This window comes from Polynucleobacter paludilacus (genome assembly GCF_018687595.1).
In the GTDB taxonomy this organism is placed as follows: Bacteria; Pseudomonadota; Gammaproteobacteria; order Burkholderiales; family Burkholderiaceae; genus Polynucleobacter; species Polynucleobacter paludilacus.
Genome location: NZ_CP061298.1, coordinates 1,507,871 through 1,526,192, shown reverse-complemented (window position 1 = coordinate 1,526,192; position 18,322 = coordinate 1,507,871). Strand labels below are relative to the sequence as shown.

18 protein-coding genes are annotated in these 18,322 nt (G+C 47.5%); 5 read left to right on the top strand and 13 right to left on the bottom strand.

Features of this window, described 5'->3' with window-relative positions:
- Positions 1–14: 14 nt before the first annotated feature.
- The gene (mutM, locus tag AOC06_RS07955; protein WP_215380027.1) at positions 15–851 is read left to right on the top strand and encodes a bifunctional DNA-formamidopyrimidine glycosylase/DNA-(apurinic or apyrimidinic site) lyase; all 837 of its coding nucleotides are present in this window, start codon (positions 15–17) and stop codon (positions 849–851) included.
- A gap of 13 nt (positions 852–864) precedes the next feature.
- A complete protein-coding gene (gene mutY, locus AOC06_RS07950; protein WP_215380025.1) occupies positions 865–2,025 on the top strand; it encodes an A/G-specific adenine glycosylase in 1,161 nt (386 codons plus the stop codon).
- On the opposite strand, the gene rapZ is transcribed toward mutY, so the two are convergent.
- The 9 genes from rapZ to AOC06_RS07905 all read right to left on the bottom strand — a co-directional run bounded on the left by rapZ (position 1,970) and on the right by AOC06_RS07905 (position 8,376).
- On the bottom strand, positions 1,970–2,860 hold the full coding sequence (rapZ, locus tag AOC06_RS07945) for an RNase adapter RapZ (RefSeq protein ID WP_215380024.1): 891 nt from the start codon (positions 2,858–2,860) through the stop codon (positions 1,970–1,972). The two genes, mutY and rapZ, sit on opposite strands and share 56 nt — an antisense overlap.
- Positions 2,860–3,846, bottom strand: a complete 987-nt coding sequence (hprK, locus tag AOC06_RS07940; protein WP_215380022.1) for an HPr(Ser) kinase/phosphatase — start codon at positions 3,844–3,846, stop codon at positions 2,860–2,862. The genes rapZ and hprK overlap by 1 nt, the downstream gene beginning before the upstream one ends.
- Positions 3,847–4,302 (bottom strand): PTS sugar transporter subunit IIA, encoded by a 456-nt coding sequence (locus AOC06_RS07935; protein WP_215380019.1) that lies wholly within the window; start codon positions 4,300–4,302, stop codon positions 3,847–3,849. It abuts the gene before it with no gap.
- A 33-nt stretch (positions 4,303–4,335) separates the two neighbouring features.
- The gene (gene hpf / locus AOC06_RS07930; RefSeq protein WP_215337001.1) at positions 4,336–4,659 is read right to left on the bottom strand and encodes a ribosome hibernation-promoting factor, HPF/YfiA family; all 324 of its coding nucleotides are present in this window, start codon (positions 4,657–4,659) and stop codon (positions 4,336–4,338) included.
- A 182-nt stretch (positions 4,660–4,841) separates the two neighbouring features.
- Complete coding sequence (gene lptB, locus AOC06_RS07925; RefSeq protein WP_215380017.1) at positions 4,842–5,606, bottom strand: LPS export ABC transporter ATP-binding protein; 765 nt, start codon at positions 5,604–5,606, stop codon at positions 4,842–4,844.
- On the bottom strand, positions 5,603–6,166 hold the full coding sequence (locus tag AOC06_RS07920) for an LptA/OstA family protein (RefSeq protein WP_215380015.1): 564 nt from the start codon (positions 6,164–6,166) through the stop codon (positions 5,603–5,605). Before AOC06_RS07920 ends, lptB begins: the two co-directional genes overlap by 4 nt.
- Positions 6,163–6,804 carry an LPS export ABC transporter periplasmic protein LptC gene (lptC, locus tag AOC06_RS07915; protein ID WP_215380013.1) on the bottom strand — a complete coding sequence of 214 codons (642 nt, stop codon included), beginning with the start codon at positions 6,802–6,804 and terminating at the stop codon, positions 6,163–6,165. Before lptC ends, AOC06_RS07920 begins: the two co-directional genes overlap by 4 nt.
- 3 nt (positions 6,805–6,807) lie before the next feature.
- Positions 6,808–7,380, bottom strand: coding sequence for a KdsC family phosphatase (locus AOC06_RS07910; RefSeq protein ID WP_215380012.1), 573 nt, complete (start codon positions 7,378–7,380; stop codon positions 6,808–6,810).
- 3 nt (positions 7,381–7,383) lie between these two features.
- On the bottom strand, positions 7,384–8,376 hold the full coding sequence (locus AOC06_RS07905) for a KpsF/GutQ family sugar-phosphate isomerase (RefSeq protein WP_215380010.1): 993 nt from the start codon (positions 8,374–8,376) through the stop codon (positions 7,384–7,386).
- Between the two features lie 11 nt (positions 8,377–8,387).
- On the opposite strand from AOC06_RS07905, the gene AOC06_RS07900 reads away from it, so the two are divergent.
- A complete protein-coding gene (locus AOC06_RS07900; protein WP_215352001.1) occupies positions 8,388–10,370 on the top strand; it encodes a monovalent cation:proton antiporter family protein in 1,983 nt (660 codons plus the stop codon).
- Between the two features lie 23 nt (positions 10,371–10,393).
- Here the strand turns inward: AOC06_RS07900 and uvrA are convergent, their stop codons facing one another.
- Entirely contained in the window at positions 10,394–13,279 is a 2,886-nt protein-coding gene (gene uvrA / locus AOC06_RS07895; RefSeq protein ID WP_215380008.1) for an excinuclease ABC subunit UvrA, read from the bottom strand.
- A gap of 37 nt (positions 13,280–13,316) precedes the next feature.
- Between uvrA and AOC06_RS07890 the strand changes: the two genes are divergently transcribed.
- Complete coding sequence (locus AOC06_RS07890; protein WP_215380007.1) at positions 13,317–14,483, top strand: MFS transporter; 1,167 nt, start codon at positions 13,317–13,319, stop codon at positions 14,481–14,483.
- A 64-nt stretch (positions 14,484–14,547) separates the two neighbouring features.
- Positions 14,548–15,003 (top strand): single-stranded DNA-binding protein, encoded by a 456-nt coding sequence (ssb, locus tag AOC06_RS07885; RefSeq protein WP_215271884.1) that lies wholly within the window; start codon positions 14,548–14,550, stop codon positions 15,001–15,003.
- Positions 15,004–15,009: 6 nt separating this feature from the next.
- Here the strand turns inward: ssb and queF are convergent, their stop codons facing one another.
- Genes queF through ilvA form a run of 3 tightly spaced genes read right to left on the bottom strand, consistent with a single transcriptional unit; the run spans position 15,010 to position 18,272 of the window.
- Positions 15,010–15,837, bottom strand: coding sequence for an NADPH-dependent 7-cyano-7-deazaguanine reductase QueF (gene queF / locus AOC06_RS07880; RefSeq protein ID WP_215380004.1), 828 nt, complete (start codon positions 15,835–15,837; stop codon positions 15,010–15,012).
- 4 nt (positions 15,838–15,841) lie between these two features.
- A complete protein-coding gene (locus tag AOC06_RS07875; protein WP_215380001.1) occupies positions 15,842–16,750 on the bottom strand; it encodes a 5'-nucleotidase in 909 nt (302 codons plus the stop codon).
- 1 nt (position 16,751) lies between these two features.
- Positions 16,752–18,272: a threonine ammonia-lyase, biosynthetic gene (gene ilvA, locus AOC06_RS07870; RefSeq protein WP_215379998.1), complete on the bottom strand. Its 1,521-nt coding sequence runs from the start codon at positions 18,270–18,272 to the stop codon at positions 16,752–16,754.
- Between the last annotated feature and the right edge of the window lie 50 nt (positions 18,273–18,322).

The window sequence follows — 18,322 nt, the reverse complement described above, 5'->3', positions numbered from 1 at the left end:
TCTACAATCGATTCATGCCAGAACTCCCAGAAGTAGAAGTCACTAGACTCGGAATCCAGCCACACCTAGAGGGCCGCAAAGTCACGGCAGTCAAAATCATCGACGGTCGTCTGCGCTGGCCTGTTCCAAAACATCTACCCAGAGCTCTCCTTGGGCAAAAACTGCACGCCATTACTCGCCGAGGAAAATACCTCTTATTGGAAATGGATGATGGTTACCTCCTGGTTCATCTCGGGATGACAGGTACTTTAAGGGTCTTGCCGATCGATGAGGTCTTAAAGATTCATGATCGGGTAACGATGGATTTTGGACGCTTGAGTTTACGTCTGCATGATCCCAGAAAATTCGGTGCAGTACTTTGGCACCCTAAAGTTAAGGGACCGATTGAGGAATATCCCTTATTAAAAAAACTCGGTGTAGAACCTTTCTCAGAAGCGTTCATGGGCGAGCAAGGCGCACAACTTCTGTTTCAGAAATCCCGTAAGCGCACGATTGCGGTAAAGCAATTTTTATTGGCTGGCGAGGCCGTCGTGGGAGTCGGCAATATCTACTGCTCCGAAAGTTTGTTTGAGGCTGGAATTCATCCTGCAAAGCCTGCGGGTAAATTAACCCGACCACAATGCGCTCGTCTCGCGGCTGCAGTGAGGTTGATTCTCAAAAAAGCCATTGAAGCTGGTGGGAGTTCACTCAAAGATTTTGTTAATACAGACGGTGATCCAGGCCACTTTATGGTTCAAACCAAAACATATGATCGTAAAGATTTACCATGCAAGGTTTGCAAAACTCCCATTAAGCAAATGACTCAAGGTCAGCGTTCAACGTATTTTTGCCCTCACTGTCAAAAACGTTAATGGATAGTCTGTAGTGAGCAAATCATTTCTTGACCAATTTGCTGATCGCTTAATTGCTTGGCATCAGCGCGATGGCCGCCACGGTCTTCCTTGGCAAGGTCATCGCGATCCTTATGCAGTTTGGGTTTCTGAAATCATGCTGCAACAAACTCAAGTAGCTACAGTGCTCGACCGTTACCCCCGCTTCATGAAGCGTTTCCCTACGGTGAAAAAACTCGCTGCAGCAAATATCGATGAGGTCTTAGCAGAGTGGGCTGGGCTGGGTTATTACTCGCGCGCTAGAAATCTCCATGCTTGTGCTAAGCAGGTGGTGGAGGAGTTTGATGGGTGCTTTCCTAAAGACCCTCTTCTGCTAGAGCAGCTCAAAGGTATTGGTAGATCAACTGCAGGCGCTATTGCTGCTTTCGCCTTTGAGGAGCGCGCCCCCATCTTAGACGCCAATGTGAAGCGCATTTTGGCGCGCTTATTTGCGATAGATAAAAGTTTGCAAGAAAAGGCGGTGACAGATGCACTCTGGACAGTAGCAGAGCACTTATTGCCAAAATCTGCAAAGAGTATGCCAACTTATACCCAGGCCTTGATGGACTTTGGGGCAACGTGGTGTACGGCTCGTAAACCCGTTTGTATTAGCGGACAACAGCGGTGCCCGTTTGAAAAAAACTGCCAGGCTAACTTAAGCGATCAGGTTTTACTGCTACCCAAAAAAATCAGTAAGGCAAAGTCACCAGAATTTATCTGCAATATGGTTCTACTGCGCCATGGTGATTTTGTCTTACTACAGAAGCGTCCCCCAAAAGCAATTTGGGGAGGGTTATGGTCTTTGCCAGAGTCAGAATGGATGGCCCGTCAGCCAGTCAACCTCAAACTCTCTCACTCACCCTCTAAGACGAGTTCACTCAATCTGTTGACAACTGTTTTGACGGGGGAGAATGTAAAGACCCTTTTCAAACAATGCTCCCCCTTGTTGCATAAAGAGGAGATTAGGCATGTGTTCACACATCGTCGCTTGTGGATGCAAATTTGGGAAAGCCATTCACAAGAACGATATTGTTTTGTTGATCCTACTCTTAAATGGATAGATCTTCGCAAGCTCGGACAATACGGCCTGCCTCAGCCAATCAAGCTGCTTTTACAGGGATTGAGTCTAGCTCGCGATGTCGGGACAAAAAGCTAATCTGTAAATCACTTAATGCTTTTTGATTCTGGAAATGCTTGATTAGACGATTTACTAGATAGACGGAGCGGTGTTGCCCGCCCGTGCAACCAATTGCAATCGTCAGATAGCTGCGGCCATCCGCAATATAGTGGGGAAGCCATTTCTCGATAAATTGAATAATGTCTTTTTCCATGCTCACTACTTCCGGAATTTGTTCCAAGAACGCTTTGACTGCTTGATCATGACCTGTCAATGGTTTTAGGACTTTGTCATAGTGAGGGTTGGGCAAGCACCGAACGTCAAACACAAGATCTGCTTCGCTGGGAACCCCCTTTTTAAAGCCAAATGATTGAAAAACTACATTAAGACCAAGTGATTTATCTTTTACAAGGTCATATATCCATGAGCGCAAAGCATGAGCAGGGATGGTGCTGGTATCAATGCAATGGGCTTGGCTACGCAGTGGTTCTAACAAGGCACGCTCACGATCAATCGCCTCGATCAAGGTAGCTGACTCGAAAGTTTTACTATTCTCTGATAAGGGGTGGCGCCGACGAGTTTCTGAGAAGCGTTGCACCAAAGAGTCGGTATCTGCGCTGAGGAAGATCACTCTGAGCTCATGTTGGCTGCGTAAGCTCTCTAAAATTTTAGGGAGCTCAGAAATGGATTCGCCACGTCGAGCATCAATGGCGACAGCCAGCTGTTTGCTTCCCTCCTTTTCAAGATTGCCTGCTAAGCTTTCTAGTAGTGAAACTGGCAGATTATCAACACAATCAAAACCTGCATCCTCAAAGGCCCGCAGAGCCACTGATTTACCTGAGCCAGAAATTCCGGTGATCAGATTAATTTGCATTAGAGTAAGCGCCCCTGAATTTTGGTGTTGTCGGGCTCAGCATTCATTTGTTGGCGTTGACGCTCAATAAATTCCTTAAGAGTATCAATACCGCGTAATTGCAAAATGGTATTGCGAACCGCAGCCTCTACCAGTACTGCCAAGTTTCTACCGGCAGCCACCTGAATCTTCACCGTCCGAATCGGAATTCCCAAAACATCAAGATGCTGGGCTTCAAGCGGCAGTCGCTCAAATTCACCATCAGTGCGACGGACAAGCTGGACGATTAAACGTAACTTGAGCTTCCGGCGAACGGCAGTTTCTCCAAAAATAGTTCGAATGTCTAATAAGCCTAGACCTCGCACTTCCAGTAAGTCGCGGAGGATGACTGGACAGCGACCTTCAATGTAATCAGGGCCAAGACGTGCAAAATCGACAGCATCGTCAGCTACTAAACCGTGGCCACGAGAAATTAACTCCAGTCCTAATTCGCTTTTGCCAAGACCCGATTCACCGGTGAGTAAAACGCCTAAACCCAAAATATCCATGAACACGCCATGCATCGTAATTTGTGGTGCGCCAATCTTTGATAAATAGGTCCGCAAATGATCAATGACAGATGCTGCTGAGATGCCGGTAGTAAAGAGCGGGGTTGATGATCGTTGGCAAAAGAGTTGTAGATCAGGATCCGCAGCCTTTCCATCAGCAACAATTACACAAGGCGGCGTTTTTGAAATCAATGAGGCAATTTGCTCTTGTCGCTGCTGTTGATCAAGCTGGGCGTGATACACCACCTCTTGCTCGCCAAAAATTTGAATTCGACTAGGGTGAATCAGGTTTAAGTGCCCCACCAGGTCCGAGCTTGCCGCAGCAGCCTTTACTGCCTCAGGAGGGAATGTGCGATCTGCTCCCTCAAGTCCACCAATCCAAGAAAGCTTGAGCTCAGCAACGTTGTCGTCAAATATTTGCTGAGCAGTGACGCCTTCAAGTAATAGGGGCTGCGTCATTTAATGAGTCCAGTTTTGAATGAGTTCGCAGATTTTTCCTGGATCAGCTTCAGTAGATAAAATCTTGCGAGCATCAGCATCGGATAAGAGTTGGGCGATTGAGGAAAGAATCTCTAAATGCTCTTGGGTGGCTTTTTCAGGAACCAATAAAAAGATCAAGATCGAAACAGCTTCACCATCAGGAGCTGCAAAATCGATTGGATTTTTTAGTCTGATAAAAGCAGCAATAGGTTGCTTTAAGCCTTTAACTCGGCCATGGGGGATAGCGACACCAGCACCGAGGGCGGTAGAGCCAAGCGCTTCTCGCGCATTGAGAAACTCCACCACCAAGTCGGCGTTGATACCAATTTGATTGGAAAAAAGCTTAGCTGCATCCACAAATACCTCAGCCCTGTTTTTGGCAGGGCTGTCTAGGGTGATGCAGTCGAGGGTAAAAAGATCATTCAGGGCATTCATATCAAATGATTATAGGTGTCCTGAGGGTAAACACTAGTCGAAATGCTTTTCGTGATGGTGATCTTGGATTTTTTCTTTGTGTTTAACGACTTGGCGCTCTAATTTATCAACCACGGCATCCATCGCATGGTAGAGGTCAGAGTGGTGGGCTTGAGCAAAGAGCTCTTTGCCCTTGAGGTGAATTGTGATTTCAGCGGTCTGGCGCAAATCTTTTTCTTTGGCTTTATCTACCATCAAAAATGCGGATGCATCGATTACATGATCAAAATGTTTGCGAATTTTGGCAAAACCCGCCTCAAGATGTTCCCGCATTCCTGGTGTAACTTCTACATGACGGCTATTAATCTTTAAATTCATCATCAGCTCCCATTAACAACGCTGTCTACGCATGGCAATAACCAGGGTGCGTAGCGTGCCCCTTGATTTACGGATTTATGTCTGTGGATTGGAATTCATGAACCTTTAGCGTATCAGTGATTCCACTGAAAACCAAGAGGGGGTTACGATATTTAATGAAAAAAGATCAAAAAGATCCTGAATTACATCCGGAAATTCTCGCCGAGATAGACTCTGCGGACGGCATCGTTTTCGATAATTTCATCGGGCTTACCTGCAGCAAGGACAGAACCCTCGCTAATAATGTAAGCGTGGTCACAAATGCCTAGAGTTTCACGGACATTGTGGTCAGTAATTAATACTCCAATCTGGCGATCTCGCAAGAAACGAACAATTCGCTGAATTTCGCCAACGGCGATTGGGTCTACGCCGGCAAAGGGTTCGTCGAGCAAAATGAATTTGGGTTGTGACGCTAGCGCACGCGCAATCTCTACACGTCGTCTCTCGCCGCCCGATAAGGAAAGCGCAGGGTTATCACGTAAGTGGCTAATTTGGAGTTCGCCCAACAGCTCATCAAGCCGACTCTGAATTTCAGCTTTGCTGAGCGGAACGCCACCTTGCGCTTGCAGCTCTAAAACCGCTTGAATGTTTTCTGCAACATTCAATTTCCGGAACACCGAAGCCTCTTGAGGCAAGTAGGAGAGTCCCATGCGCGCGCGTTCGTGAATCGGCAAATGGGTGATATCTGTGCCGTCCAAAATGATTCTGCCATCATCAAGCGGGACTAGCCCAACAATCATATAAAAGGAAGTGGTTTTACCGGCACCGTTCGGACCCAGCAAGCCGACAACCTCTCCACATTTCACCTCTAATGAGACATCCCTGACGACTGTGCGTGAGCCATAGTGTTTCTGCAAATGATGTGCACTGAGCGTTGCAGCGGAACTTGAATTCGAATCTACAGTCATTTTTCTAAAGTAGCTTTTTGTCTGGGTGAAAGTATTGCTCTTGCTAGGGGCAAATCACTCTCTTTGGCATTGGGTGGTGGAAATACCCGATAGTACTGCTTAACGTCATCGTACTCAATTTTCCACCCACGCAGTTGATCCAGCATTTGCATATTTAGCAGCCGCTTCATACTGGCGTCACCGGTAATAGTCAATATTTCAGTTTTGGCATCGTAGACGACATCCTTGCCATTGGCTTGTATGAATTCGTTCGCAGGCCCCTCGCGTCGCTGCCTGAAGCTAGCGCTACTGTCTTCATCGCTTTGCATCGTAACAAACTCATAACCCTCTGGGTCGACTTTAATGTTGCCCTGTTCGCCCGTAACGAGAATGCTCCCTTTGATTAACAGAATATTGCCATTGAGCTCATAAGCTTGCTGCACATCATTCACAGAAACTTTATCGGCCTCTAGTATCAGCGGTTTCTTTTGATCGGCTTTTTCTGCATGAGCTGCGCCAAAAAAAACAATGAGCAGGCTAATTAGACAAAGGTGGCGATAGGTTAGCGAAAGTGGGTTCATTGGTTCTTTTCTTGGGTGCGTTCAATGCGCCCTTTCACTTGCCCAAGGAGTGTCATGCTTTGCTCAACGTTATTAAACTTTCCACCTTCAGTGGAATGCATCACGGAGATACCCTGCTCAAGGGTAATGGGGCGGTCCGTCTCAATGATGTCATCATTGATCAGTACTTTGAAGTAGGAAGACTGGGCTAACATACGAAAGCTTGCGGGAGTAGTCGATGTAGCTGCCTGAGCGGGTTTAAAAATCTCTGCGTTATCAATTAAATCTAGAATCGTTAAATCACCATCGAGATGACCCTTATCTGATTTAACGGTAACTGGAGTTTTATCGGCTTGGAATAAACGCATCCGTGGGGTATCGATATCGATCGATGCATCATCATCGTAGTGCGTTACCTTTTTGCCCAATACCCGATATTTTGTTTGACCTAGCTCATTGAGAGCGGACAGTGCCCCATTATGAATCGTATAGTCTGGCTCATGTAGGCGCACTCTGGCGAGGGCCGGACCTTCAGGAGCACTAGTCTTTTTAACTAGCCAAAAAGTCATGAGAACGAATAATCCCATAATGATTAGAGGGAGTAGACGTAAAAATAATCGCCATGCACCAAGCTTAATTTGTTCTGGATTGAGTTCCATTGCTTAACTCAGCGCCTGTCGCAGCAATTCCTCATATCGATTTTGTGCTTTGAGGATCAGGTCAGCAACCTCACGTACAGCACCATTGCCACCTTTCATGGAGCAAATATAGTGGGCGATATCTTTTACAGCTTGGTGTCCCTGGAAGGGAGAAACTTTGAATCCTGCTTTTGCCATCATGGCGAGATCGGGCCAGTCATCTCCCATAACAGCGCAGTCTTCATGACGAAGGTTGATTTTCTTGAGTACTTCATTGAGCGCCTGAGCTTTGTTATTAACGCCCATGTGTACATGGGTGATGCCTAATTCTTCGCAGCGCGCCAAGACCATCTTGGAGCTCCGCCCGGTGATGACGGCGGTGGGTATGCCGCATTGAGATAATTGCTTAATGCCTAATCCATCTTGAATATCAAAGGCTTTAAGAGATTCTTTTCCATCAGCCCCAATCCAGACCTGGCCATTGGTCATAACCCCATCGACATCTAAAACAAGTAGCTTTACTTTACTGGCGCGATCCCAGGCTTGTGGGAACTGACTCAGTGGATTGGTGTTGTGGGTTCCGAACGCAGTTGGCATGAATTAAATGACCTTAGCTGCAAACAAATCGTGCAAGTTGAGGGCGCCAAGCAAAGTACCATTGGCATCGCTAACGACCAAATGATTGATACGATGTTTCTCCATCATTTCAATTGCTTCCTCAGCCAATAACTCTGGTGGAATGGTGCGTGGCGCACTCGTTGTTGCATCCTTAAGCGTAATGCTCGCGAGATCTACATTCTTTTCGAGGAGACGTCGTAAATCACCATCAGTCAGTATGCCCATGACTTTTTGATTTGCATCTAGCGTGACCACCATGCCCATGCGCTTGGCAGTCATTTCAAGTAAAGCCGCTTTAAACGAAGCATCAATTCCAATTTTTGGTGTGTCTTCTAAGCTGCGCATTACTTCACTAACGTGTGTCAGTAGTTTGCGGCCTAATCTGCCACCTGGGTGGGAGCGTAAAAAATCTTCTGCCTGAAACCCGCGCGCATCTAGGAGTGCAACGGCAAGCGCATCGCCCATGGCCAGTGCCGCGGTAGTGCTAGAAGTAGGGGCGAGATTTAAAGGGCAGGCCTCTTTCTCCACGCTGGTGTCCAAGTGAGCATCGGCAAGTTTGGCTAGAGCAGAATGAGGTGCGCCAGTAAGCGCAATGAGTTTTGCGCCAGTCCGTTTGACAATAGGAACAATTGTTAAGAGCTCTTCAGTCTCACCAGAATTGGAAAGCGCAACAAAGACATCATCCCGGGTGACCATTCCTAGGTCGCCATGACTCGCTTCAGCAGGGTGAACAAAAAAGGCTGGGGAACCAGTGGATGCAAATGTGGCAGCAATTTTGCGGGCAATATGGCCGGATTTTCCGATCCCCGACACGACGATGCGACCTTTGCAGGCATGTAACAGCTCAACAGCGTGAACTAGAGCGTCTGCATTGGCGCCTTCCAGTCGGTCACGCATGTTCTGTAGCGCAGCAGCCTCAATAGTGAGGGTGTCACGCGCGAGCTTTAGGGTTCTTTCACGAGTCTTAGCTATCATGGGGTGAGTATATGCCGTCAGTTCTTCAATTAACTCTCATCTTGTTGGCCTTTGGGGTGGCCGGGGTTCTTATTTTCCGCTATTTTGGCCTACCCCCTATTTTGGGCTATTTGGCGATAGGGGTGCTGATTGGTCCCAATGCCCTGGCCCTAGCGAACGACTCGGCCACAGTCAAGTATCTAGCCGAGTTTGGGGTGGTTTTCTTAATGTTTTCGCTTGGTCTAGAGTTCAACCTCCACCGGCTGCGCTCGATGCGCAGGATCGTATTTGGTTTAGGGGCGAGTCAGGTCATTTTGACCATGCTTTTGGCGGTACCAGCGAGTCTCCTTATGAACTGGATTTATCCCATTTCTTGGCAGGCAGCGATTGCGCTTGGAGGTGCCTTGGCGATGTCCTCGACCGCAATTGTGACAAAGCTCATTGCGGATCGATCTGAACTCGAGACTCAGCATGGGCGAAACGTCATTGGTATCTTATTGTTTCAAGATTTAGCAGTGGTTTTCCTGCTGATTTTGTTACCTTCTTTAGGCAAAAATCCAAAAGATCTGATTTTTGCTCTCTCGACTGCCGGCATCAAGATTGCGATTGCCTTATTCCTCATTTTTTATATTGGCCAAACCGTCATGAGCCGTTGGTTCAGATTGGTAGTCAAGCTGAGATCGCAAGAGTTGTTCATGTTAAACCTCTTGCTGATTGTGTTGGGAATGGCAGCGTTAACTGAGCACTTTGGTTTGTCATTGGCACTCGGCGCATTTCTTGCAGGAATGTTGATTTCAGAAACACCGTTTCGTCATCAGGTGGAAGAAGATATCAAGCCTTTTCGCGATGTGCTCCTCGGACTATTTTTTATTACGATCGGTATGCTGCTTGATTTCAAAGTCATTCAGGCGCAATGGGTCTTGGTCTTAGCATTGCTTGTTGGACCCTTAGTATTTAAGTTTGGGTTGATTGCTTTGCTCTCACGCGCTTTTGGTTCAAGCCCTGGCATCTCAATACGTACCGGATTATGTTTGGCGCAAGCCGGTGAGTTTGGTTTTGTGTTGCTGAATCAAATTGATGGTCTTGACTTGATCGATCCTGCCTTAAGTCAGGCGGTATTGGCTGCCATGCTGCTCTCAATGTTTGGCGCTCCCTTCTTAATTCAATATAGTGATCGCATCGCAATGCGTTTCTCAAGCAATGAGTGGCTCTTGCAATCCTTAGCTTTAACTCAGCTTGCAGCAAAGAGCGTCCGCACCACGAATCATGTATTGATTTGTGGTTTTGGTCGATCGGGACAAAGCTTGGCAAGGATGCTGGATCAGCAAAAGATTCCGTATCTTGCTTTGGATATGGACCCTGATCGAGTGAAGGAAGCTGCCGCTGCCGGAGATAACGTAGTTTATGGTGATGCCAGTCGAGAAAACTATCTGACTGCCGCCGGCTTATCAAAAGCAAAAGCAGTGGTGATTACTTATGCTGATACGCCAGCGACACTCAAGGTACTGCATCAGGTTGAGCGCCTGCGCCCTGGCATGATTGTTTTGGTACGCACTAAAGATGACGCAGATCTAGGTAAGTTACAAGCCGCTGGCGCTACTGAAGTAGTGCCCGAACTCATCGAGGGCAGCTTAATGATGGCATCCCATGTCTTGTTGATGATGGGCATTCCGCTGCGTAAAGTGGTCCGGCAAATCACAAGTGCCCGCGAGGCGCGCTACAGTTTGTTGAGGGGATATTTCAGGGGCTCAGTAGAAACTGAATCAGAGCCTAATGAATCTTGGCGCTTGCAATCGATCACTCTATTGCCAGAGTCAGCCAGCGTAGGTAAGACCTTGGAGGAGCTTCATCTTGAAAATGAAGGTGTAAGCGTACAGGCGGTAAGACGTAAGATGGGCGGCATGGATTACATCAAACTCGAATTGAGCCCAGAGCTCCGCTTACAAGCCAATGACGTCTTAGTGCTCTCAGGGAACCCAGAGGCAACGGATTTAGCCCAAGCTAAATTAATTTAGCAAACTGCAGTTTCGAAATCTGGCTATTTCTTTTTAGCTGGAGGATTTTTACGCTTCAGTAGTGGTGCTAAGTAGTGGCCAGTGAAACTAGCACTGTTTTTGGCAACATCTTCAGGACTTCCGGTCGCAATAATTTGTCCACCACCTGCGCCACCCTTGGGTCCAAGGTCAATGAGCCAATCTGCCGTTTTAATGACATCTAGATTATGTTCAATGATCACGATCGTATTGCCCTGTTTCTTCAGCGTCTGAATCACTGTCAGCAAAAGTTGAATGTCATGGAAATGTAGGCCGGTAGTTGGCTCATCCAAAATATAGAGTGTTCTACCCGTGTCGCGTTTCGATAACTCTAAAGAGAGTTTTACACGTTGGGCTTCACCACCAGACAAGGTGGTAGCGCTTTGACCTAACTTGACGTAACCCAAGCCGACATCGAGTAAGGTTTTGAGCTTACGTTTAACAACCGGCACAGCTTCAAAAAACTCATGCGCTTGCTCAATGGTCATTGAGAGCACTTCGTGAATATTTTTCCCTTTATAGCGAATGTCCAAGGTTTCACGGTTGTAACGTTTGCCATGACAAACATCGCATGGGACATAGACATCAGGTAAGAAGTGCATCTCTACTTTTAATACGCCATCACCCTCGCAGGCATCACAGCGTCCGCCTTTGACGTTGAAAGAGAAGCGACCGGCTTCGTAGCCACGTTCACGCGCTGAGGGTACGCCAGCAAAGAGTTCACGAATCGGCGTAAAGAGCCCGGTATAGGTTGCCGGATTCGAGCGAGGCGTTCTACCAATCGGGGATTGGTCAACACTAATGACTTTATCGAAGTGCTCAAGTCCTTTAATCGAATCGTGCGCAGCGGGTTCAGCTGTAGAGCCATACAAGTGTTGTGCGACTGCATGATGCAGAGTGTCATTAATGAGGGTCGATTTACCCGACCCTGATACACCAGTAACGCAAGTCAGCAAACCTACTGGAATCTTGGCATGAACAGACTGCAAATTATTACCCCGGGCACCGAGGATTTCTAAGTAGCGATCATCGGGTTGAATTCGTTTTTCTGGAACCGCAATGGCTTCTCGTCCGGAGAGATAGGCTCCAGTGAGTGATTTAGGGTCTGCCTCAACTTGAGCAGGTGTGCCTTGTGAAACGATTTCACCGCCATGGACTCCAGCACCTGGTCCGATATCAATGACGTAATCGGAAGCACGAATCATGTCTTCATCATGCTCAACTACCAGCACGCTATTACCCAAGTCTCGTAAGTGTTTGAGGGTGCCAATTAAGCGATCATTATCACGTTGATGTAAGCCGATAGAAGGTTCGTCTAGGACATACATCACGCCCGTGAGGCCGGAGCCAATCTGTGAGGCGAGTCGAATGCGTTGTGCTTCCCCACCGGAGAGGGTATCTGCGCTGCGCTCTAAGGAAAGATAATCTAAACCGACATCATTTAAGAAGCGTAGACGTGAACCGATTTCTTTAACAATCTTGTCAGCGATTTCTCTTTTGGCACCTTTTAAGGTGAGTTCTTCAAAATATTCTTTAGCTTCTTTTAAAGGCAGTGCGCTGATTTCATAAATCGCTCGCGATTGTTTGCCGTCACCGACCTTAACAAAGCGTGCCTCTTTACGTAAGCGACTTCCACTGCAATCGGGGCAGGAGCGCATATTTTGATAACGTGCGAGCTCTTCTCGAACTGCCATCGAGTCGGTTTCGCGATAGCGTCTTTCAAAGTTCGCCACGATCCCCTCGAAAGCGTGTTCCCGAATACTGGGTTTGCCACGCTCATTGATGTATTCAAATGGAATCTTGTCTTCCCCTGAGCCCATGAGAATTAGGTCTTGGGCTTTCTTGCTCAATTTATCAAAGGGCTTTTCAAGATCAAAGCCACCATGTTTAGCAAGTGTCTGTAATAGTTTGAAATAGAACTGATTACGCCGGTCCCAGCCTTTGATTGCACCAGAGGCTAAAGATGATTCTGGGTGGGCAACAATTCGCTTTGGATCAAAGAAGGAGATATGACCCAGACCATCACACGAAGGGCAGGCACCCATCGGATTGTTAAACGAAAAGAGGCGCGGCTCAAGCTCTTGAAGAGAATAAGAACAAATCGGGCAAGCAAACTTGCTTGAGAAGATCATCTCTTTGCCAGTATCCATATTGACAACCATGGCCTTGCCTTCTGCTAAGCGGAGGGCAGTCTCAAAAGATTCCGCTACACGTTGCTGGATGTCAGGCCGCACTTTGATGCGGTCAACTACCACCTCGATGGAGTGCTTATCATTTTTCTTGAGTGAAGGTAGTTGGTCTACTTCAAAGATTTCGGCTTTAGCAGTATTAGTCGTGCCACCACCAGAGCGAACTCTAAAGCGCACAAAACCTTGAGCTTGCAGATCTTGGAATAAGTCAACAAATTCGCCTTTACGCTCACTGACTACCGGAGCCAAGATCATTAACTTCGTATCTTCGGGCATCGACAAGACGGTATCCACCATTTGCGAAACACTCTGTGCTTCTAAAGCCAAATCGTGTTCTGGGCAATGGGGTGTCCCTGCTCTAGCAAATAGCAAGCGTAAGTAATCATGAATTTCTGTAACGGTACCCACTGTAGAGCGGGGGTTATGGCTAGTCGCTTTTTGTTCAATCGAAATTGCTGGAGAAAGACCCTCAATCACATCGACGTCAGGCTTTTCCATTAACTGTAAAAATTGACGGGCATATGCCGAAAGAGACTCAACATAGCGTCGTTGACCTTCGGCATATAGGGTGTCAAAGGCGAGGGAGCTTTTGCCAGAACCAGATAGGCCGGTCAGGACCACCAGTTTTTCTCGGGGAATATCCAGATTGATATTTTTAAGGTTGTGCGTGCGTGCGCCGCGGATTTTAATTTCGTTATTCATGATTTTTTTGGGTAACTTGTTAATATAGCCTTTTCTTATGAATCCTTCTGAACTTCGCTCCACTCTGGCCTTGGCAGGCATCTTTGGCCTTCGAATGCTGGGTCTATTCCTGCTTTTGCCAGTTTTTAGCGTCTATGCCCATGGGCTGCCGGGCGGCGAGCGGGCACTTTGGGTTGGTCTAGCCCTAGGAATCTTCAATATTGTGCAGGCTTGTCTCTACATTCCTTTGGGGCGCCTCTCCGACCGCATTGGTCGTAAGCCTGTGGTTTTCTGGGGCTTATCTTTCTTTATTGCTGGTGCTTTGATCTGTTCTGCAAGGGATGATCTGCTCTGGATCGCAATTGGACGGGGCGTGATGGGGGCGGGGGCGATTTCAGCTGCAATCTCGGCCTGGGTCGCGGATTTAACTCGTGAGCAAGTCCGCACCCGCGCTATGGCCCTAGTTGGCGGGAGTATTGCCTTGTCCTTTGCCCTTTCTTTAGTCATTGCAGCCCCCCTTTATCGCCTCATTACGATGCGCGGAATTTTTATTGTCTTGGCTGGCTTGGGTGTCATGGCGATGCTGGTTACCCACTTTGTCTTGCCGAACTCGAAACCTGAACCCCAGGCGCAGTCTGCCTCTTTACGGGAGGTTTTTTTTCGTCCAGAGCTCATGCGTTTAAATGCGGGGGTTTTTGTTCTGCACGCCACCCAAGTCGCAATGTTCTTGGTGGTGCCCCGTCTTCTGGTTCAGGCTGGCTTGCCACTCACCTCGCATTGGGAAATTTATTTACCAGTAGTACTACTTTCTTTTGTCATCATGGCACCCATTTTGATTTTAGGAGAAAAGAAACATCGCTTGCGGACTGTATTGATAGTAGCTATTGTTTTACTGGTCATTGCTGAAAGTATTTTTACGAGTGCAACTTCAATTTCAGTCATTGCTACTGCGCTTGTGATTTACTTTGTAGGTTTTAATTTATTAGAGGCACTGCAACCTTCTCTGGTTTCTCGTTTTGCTAAAGAATCCAAGGGAACAGCCCTAGGGGTTTACAACACCACCCAATCTATTGGCCTATTTAGTGGAGCCGTGCTAGGGGGCTATTTAATGGATAGCCTTGGCACTTTCTCAGTCTTTGCGGCGGGCGCTGGCCTCTTAATTTGCTGGCTTATAATTGCTTGGTCAATGCAGGAATTGCCCGCCAGATCAGCTGATAAGGCATAAGCTGCAGAGATAGCACCTAAGCTTCATCATTTTTTAACAGCGGTATTTTTCTTCGGGAGACAACATGGCTTCGGTAAATAAAGTCATCATCGTGGGTAATGTAGGACGTGACCCAGAAACGCGTTATATGCCTAGTGGCGACGCAGTAACGAATATCTCAGTAGCGACTTCAGACCGTTACAAAGACAAACAAACTGGTGAAATGAAAGAGACCACAGAATGGCATCGTGTTGCATTCTTTGGCAAGCTTGCAGAAATCGCTGGTCAGTATTTGAAAAAAGGTTCACAAGTGTACGTAGAGGGTCGCTTACGCACTCGTAAGTGGACTGATGCGAGTGGTCAAGAGAAATACTCTACAGAGATTGTTTCTGAAACCATGCAAATGTTGGGTGGTAAGCCAGTAGGCGGTAGCGAAGGTGGCGAGAGCTACAGTCGTTCAAAGTCTGTTGAGTCTTCTGCACCAGCAGCATCTTCCAATGCTGCCTCTTTGGGCGCAATGGACGACGATATTCCGTTCTAAATTGGATTACTGTCTGGCGTGGCGCGTGTTGTCAGGCCAGACAGCGTTGTGATCGGTGCGGAAGGGGTTGATGTCTAAGCCACCTCTTCGTGTATAGCGAGCATAGACAGATAGTTTTTCTGGTTTACATTGCTGCTTGATGTCACAAAAAATGGTTTCTACACAATGCTCATGAAACTCACCGAGCTGCCTAAAGCCAATTAAGTAGCGCAGCAAGCCTTCTTCCAAAATGGGTCTACCCTGATACCGAATTTGGATGCTTGCCCAATCGGGCTGGCCTGTAACGGGGCAATTGGATTTGAGTAAATGGGAGACTAAACATTGCTCAACCGGGCTAAAGGATTCATTAACGCTTAATAAGCTGGGATCGGCACTCGCTCCAGGATCTACCTCGATATCCAGCCGATCTAATAAGACCCCACCCATTTCTTGCATACCTTGTTTGGCAATCTCTTCAGTTGGGTTGATGCGAGTGATGACTTTACTTCCAGCTACTGCTGATAGGTCTGTGATTAAGCGTTCACGTACGGCATCTTCGCTTTCGAAGTGTGCGCTATTAAGACTGTTGAGGTAGAGCTTGAAAGATTTCGACTCAATCATATTGGGTGAGTCTGCAGGAATTTGGAACTCAGCCAAAGCGATTTGAGGTTTGCCTTTGGGATTGAGCCAACTGAGTTCAAAGGCATTCCAAATATCGACCCCCATAAAAGGAAGTGGAGCATTTTCTTGGATGCTGAGTTTTGCGCGATTGACCGAGCGTTGAATTGGAAAAAGTAAACTTGGATCGTATTGATTTGGATAGGGCGTGCTCTTGCCGAGTTGTAATGAATTCATTTGATTAATCTTTCAGCCGATTAGAGACGCCAGATACAACATGCCCTGTGGGCGCAACTGAAGCGGCTGATTGGCAGTGACCTGTTTGGTCGTCAAAAAAGAAATCAGGCTCAAACTCTCGGAGAAATTCACTCTTCGTTAAGCCGCCTAAAAACATTGCTTCATCAACATCAATACCCCAAGCCATCAGCGTGCGAATCGCACGTTCATGGGCGGGTGCAGAGCGTGCAGTAACTAATGCAGTGCGAATCCGCATGCCTTTTTCGCTGGTAGAGCGCTGAAGGCGATGCAATGCTTCAAGCAAGGGTTTGAAGGGGCCAGGAGGTAGTGGGATATCTGCTTTCTTACTTTCATGGTCGACAAACGCTTCGAGGCCTTTATTCTGAAAGACTTGCTCGGCTTCATCAGAAAAGAGCACTGCATCACCGTCAAAGGCGATACGAATTTCGTTGGGATGAGATTCCGCTGTTTTGCTGGACTCCGGATACACCCGTGCCGCTGGGAAGCCAGCATCAATAGTTGCTCTGACATCATCCTCATTGGCAGACAAGAAAAGATTGGCCTTCAAAGAGCGCAGGTAATGGTAAGGAGGTCTACCTCTGGTAAATACACCGCGCTCAAGATGCAAGCCATGATGCTCTGCAGAGCGGAAGACTCGTAGACCACTTACTGGATCATTACGCGAGAGTATGACTACCTCAACTCGTTGCTCACCCTCTTCGTTGAAGGCAAGGAGTTTCTTAACTAGTGGGAAGGCTACTCCAGTTTGTGCAGCCTTAGATAGGCGCTCAAGCTGGAGCTTCATATAGGCGCTGTCATCGGTCGACTCAAAGATGCGATTCTCTTCTTCAAAATCGAAGAGGGCGCGCGATGAAATTGCGACAACCAGTTTTCCGGTGAGTGAGAAAGACATCTTATTTGAGGAAGAGACGATAAGCGGGATTGTTAGTTTCGTTCCAATGTGGATAGCCTAGCTTTGCCACGAATGATTGGAATTGCTTCTGCTCATTTTTAGGAACTTGAATGCCTACCAAAATGCGTCCATAGTCAGCGCCATGGTTACGGTAGTGGAACAGACTAATGTTCCAGTTGGGAGCCATGCTTGTTAAGAATTTCATCAGCGCACCTGGACGCTCAGGAAACTCAAAGCGATAGAGTTGCTCATCCTGAGCAAGCGCAGAGTGACCGCCGACCATGTGCCGCAAGTGAGATTTAGCAAGTTCATCATGGGTTAAATCGATCGTAGCAAACTTCGCCTTGCGGAAATGTTTAGCAATTGCCTCGCTATCCCCGGCCTTTTGTGTACCTATGCCAACAAAAATATGGGCTTGCTTTTGATCTGCGATGCGGTAGTTGAACTCAGTCACATTCCGTTTACCTAGTAGCTCACAGAACCGTTTGAATGACCCGCGCTCTTCGGGAATTGTGACGGCAAAGACTGCCTCTTTAAATTCTCCAACATCAGCCCGCTCAGCAACAAAGCGTAGACGGCTAAAGTTCATATTGGCTCCGCAGGCCACCGCTACCAAGGTTTTCTTCTTGGTATGGTGCAGTTCAACATATTTCTTGAGGCCAGCAATCGCTAAGGCTCCAGCAGGTTCTAAGATGCTACGAGTATCGGTAAAGACATCATTGATGGCGGCACAGATTTCATCGGTATCAACAGTAATGATTTCATCAACCACCTTCTTACAGATGCGAAAGGTTTCTTTGCCGACCAGTTTGACGGCAGTACCATCTGAGAAAAGTCCAACGTCTTTCATTTCGATGCGACGATTCGCCTCAAGTGAGCGCTTCATTGCATCTGAGTCCACTGACTGCACACCGATGACTTTGGTTTTAGGGCTTACGGCTTTGACGTACTCGCCAATACCTGCGATGAGGCCACCACCACCGATAGCAACAAAAATCGCATCAATGGGTTTTTCATATTGCTGAAAAATCTCCATGGCAATCGTGCCTTGACCTGCAATGACATCGGGATCATCAAAGGGGTGAACAAAAGTTAATCCCCGTTTTTTTTCCAAGATTTGAGAGTAGGCGAAAGCATCGCTGTAAGACTCGCCGTGCAGAATGACTTCAACCCAAGAGCCACCGCGGGCTTTAACCGCATCAATTTTGAGGCTGGGGGTGGTGACAGGCATCACAATGACCGCCTTAGTCTTCATTTTGGCTGCAGCCAAAGCTACCCCTTGGGCATGATTTCCAGCGGAGGCTGCAATCACCCCCCGTTTTAATGCTCCTGGGGATAGATGCGCCATTTTGTTATAGGCGCCCCGCAATTTGAATGAGAAAACAGGTTGGTTATCTTCCCTTTTGAGTAAAACTTGATTCCCCAAACGCTTGCTCAATTCGGGGGCCAGCTCCAGTTCGGTCTCCCTGGCTACGTCGTAGACCCGGGCAGCTAATATTTTCTTTAAGTAGTCGGTTGCCATCCAATGAGCGTACCACGGTTGGGTTCTAAGCCCTTAGTTTTGCTGGGGTT